We start from the raw sequence: 2,610 nt of genomic DNA, 5'->3' as shown, positions 1-2,610 counted from the left end.
TTTGGTTGACATGGTGTTTTTCCTTCTGGATTGATATGGATTGATGGATTGGATGGATCCGCTTTGGCGCCGGCGCTTGGCCCTTGCTTTGCGGGTTGGTGCGCGGTGCTGCGCGGGGGGACCCTGGCGGCATGGGGCGGGGTTTGGCATGGGCTTGCCAGGTCGCGGACATCAAACCCCGGGACCTGCTCGAGCGTCGCTACCAGCGCCTGCAAGGCTACGGCCGGTTCAACGACACCAAGGCAGAAGCCCGGTAGCCTGCTGCCAAGGAATAAGTAGCCAGAGCAGGGCGGCGCGCCGCCCAGTTCCCCGATCTCTCTCCGGGTAGCGCGCCGCCCAAGTCAGTCTGGGTCAGAACCAGTACGAATCCGCATCGGACGGACGTCCGACGATGAGCAACGGCTGCACGTCCGCCGCGCCGCTGGCGTCGTCCCAGTTGTAATCCCAGTTGTAGCCCCCGTTGCTGTAATCGTCGCCGTAATAGTTACCGTCCCTGTCGTCGACATTGGCGTAGCCCTTGTCGCCGTTCCAGCTGTCGTCCCAGACCATGCTGTAGTCGTCCGTGTCCTGCTCCTCGGCCTTCGAGTCGGTGCTGCTCTGGTCGTCGGCCAGCACCTGCTCCTCGGCCTTGGCCGCAGGGGCAGCGGTGGCCTCCGTGCTGCTCTTGAGCACCATGGAGTCATCCTGCTCCTCGTCCGCCTTGTCGTCGTCCGTGTCCTGCGCCACTTTGCTCTCCGAGCCGGCGCTGCTCTGGTCGTCGGCCAGCGAAAGGTCGTGGTCTTCCTCGGTCTTCGAGTCGGTGCTGCTCTGGTCGTCGGCCAGCACCTGCTCCTCGGCCTTGGCCGCAGGGGCAACGGTAGCGCCGGTCAGCATCAGCATGGACGCAGCGGTGTCGTTCGCGTCCGGCAGTATGCCGAGCCAGGTCCGGCCGCCGTCGGGGCTGTTCAGGTGACTGATCGTCGGGCCGCTGGCGGGACCGCCCAGGGTAAGGCCTTCGACGCTTGTCACCGGTTCATCGAAGGTGAAGCTGATGATGGCGGGTTCGTCGGCTGGCCTGCTGTTGTCGATCGTGATGCGGGGCGACCCGGGCAAATTGGATGTGAAGTCGATGGTTGAGGTTGACATGGTGTTTTTTCCTTCTGGATTGATATGAATTGATGGATTGATGGATCCGCTTTGGCGCCGGCGCTTGGCCCTTGCTTTGCGGGTTGGTGCGCGGCGCTGTGTGGGGGGTCCCTGGCGGCATGGGGCGGGGGTTTGGCATGGGCTTGGCTGACCGGTACCGGGCAAGCCACCCTGTGGACAGACGATTTCCTGTGGCATGGAGGCGCACCACAGTGGGACCTGCGTTCCGGGTCAACCGGGTTGTTCGCCGATCGCGAGGGGATCTTCCGTTGCGCCAACATGGTCTCGAGCAATCTGATTGTTCACTGCAGTCCGAAATGTATGGCAGGATATTTTTCATTTGGTAACTTCTCATCACTTTCTGCATGACCGCGGTGTAAAGTTGCGTGAGCCATGGCGCCGTGCTGCTCAGGAGGACCGAGGGCGCAGGGGCGGCGAGCCAAAAATGCTGGTCGCTGGCTTGGCGCGGCGCTGCTCCTTGGACCCATCCCTTCGCCGTAGGTCATAATCCACAGCCTCATGCGCCGGCTCCCAAGCCTGAATTGAATGGGCGCAAAAATGTGAATCATCTCCATACTGCGGACAAAAACTGCTGGATTCCAGAATGGAACCATTCGACTCACTTGGCTTTCACTGGGACAGATCGGCTGTCCCAAGCATTATTCCAATGCACTCGGTTGACCGGGTGTGTTTCCGTTTCCACCGGATGCTTCCAGAGTTTGTTTGGGACGCCAGCGTCCTTGAGGGAAATCCATTCACATACCCGGAGGTGAAAACCCTGCTCGACGGGGTAACGATTGGTGGTCGAAGAATTACTGACCAAGAGCAAGTGCTCAATCTCGCTGAAAGCTCAAAGTATCTGCTCTCGATCGTGAAGCATGGAAAGTTCTCCCTGTCCAAACCACTGTTTGCAGAAATCAACGGGATCGTCGTCCGCAGGGAAGCCTTGGAGTGGGGCGTGTTCCGTGGTGAAGGCAGGGAGACGAACTACACCCCGGACGTTGGCCTTGGCGAGCAAGGGCGCCATACACCTTTGCCGACAGTACCGGGAGCACCGGAACTGAACCGGATTTTCCAGCAAGGTATCAACGCGTTGGAAGCCTGCCAAGCATTTGAAAAAGGAGCTGCTTTTTTTCTGTTCGGTGCATTGCAGCAATTTTTCTTCGATGGCAACAAGCGCTCTTCCCGCTTCATGATGAATGGCGTTTTGATGTCGCATGGCATCGACGCCATCAGCGTACCGGCCGCCAAAGCCCACGCGTTCAATGAAAAGATGGTGCGCTTCTATCTGGGCAAGGATGCAACGGAAATGATGCAGTTTTTGGTGGACTGCCACCCGGAAGCCGACCAAATTCACGCGGCCAATCCCGAGCCGTGCCGGGTGTCGCAAGCAGATAAACCGGGGTAGGTTCCTGCCGTCGCCCGTTGCAGCCCCAGGGGGCTGCCATGCTGCGGCGTGGTGGCCCATGGCGGGCGGGCCCTGAT

The 2,610-nt window shown here is 60.1% G+C and carries 2 protein-coding genes; one reads left to right on the top strand and one right to left on the bottom strand.

Features of this window, described 5'->3' with window-relative positions:
• Positions 1-351: 351 nt before the first annotated feature.
• Positions 352-1,125, bottom strand: coding sequence for a hypothetical protein (locus VTU_RS0124610; protein ID WP_010110451.1), 774 nt, complete (start codon positions 1,123-1,125; stop codon positions 352-354).
• A 604-nt stretch (positions 1,126-1,729) separates the two neighbouring features.
• Here VTU_RS0124610 and VTU_RS30295 point away from each other — a divergent pair.
• Positions 1,730-2,533 carry a Fic family protein gene (locus VTU_RS30295; protein WP_050809571.1) on the top strand — a complete coding sequence of 268 codons (804 nt, stop codon included), beginning with the start codon at positions 1,730-1,732 and terminating at the stop codon, positions 2,531-2,533.
• Positions 2,534-2,610 lie beyond the last annotated feature (77 nt).

Source organism: Verminephrobacter aporrectodeae subsp. tuberculatae At4, assembly GCF_000193225.1.
Classification (GTDB): Bacteria; Pseudomonadota; Gammaproteobacteria; order Burkholderiales; family Burkholderiaceae_C; genus Acidovorax; species Acidovorax aporrectodeae.
The sequence above is the reverse complement of the archived record's forward strand: the minus strand, read 5'-3'. Positions and strand labels throughout refer to the sequence as shown.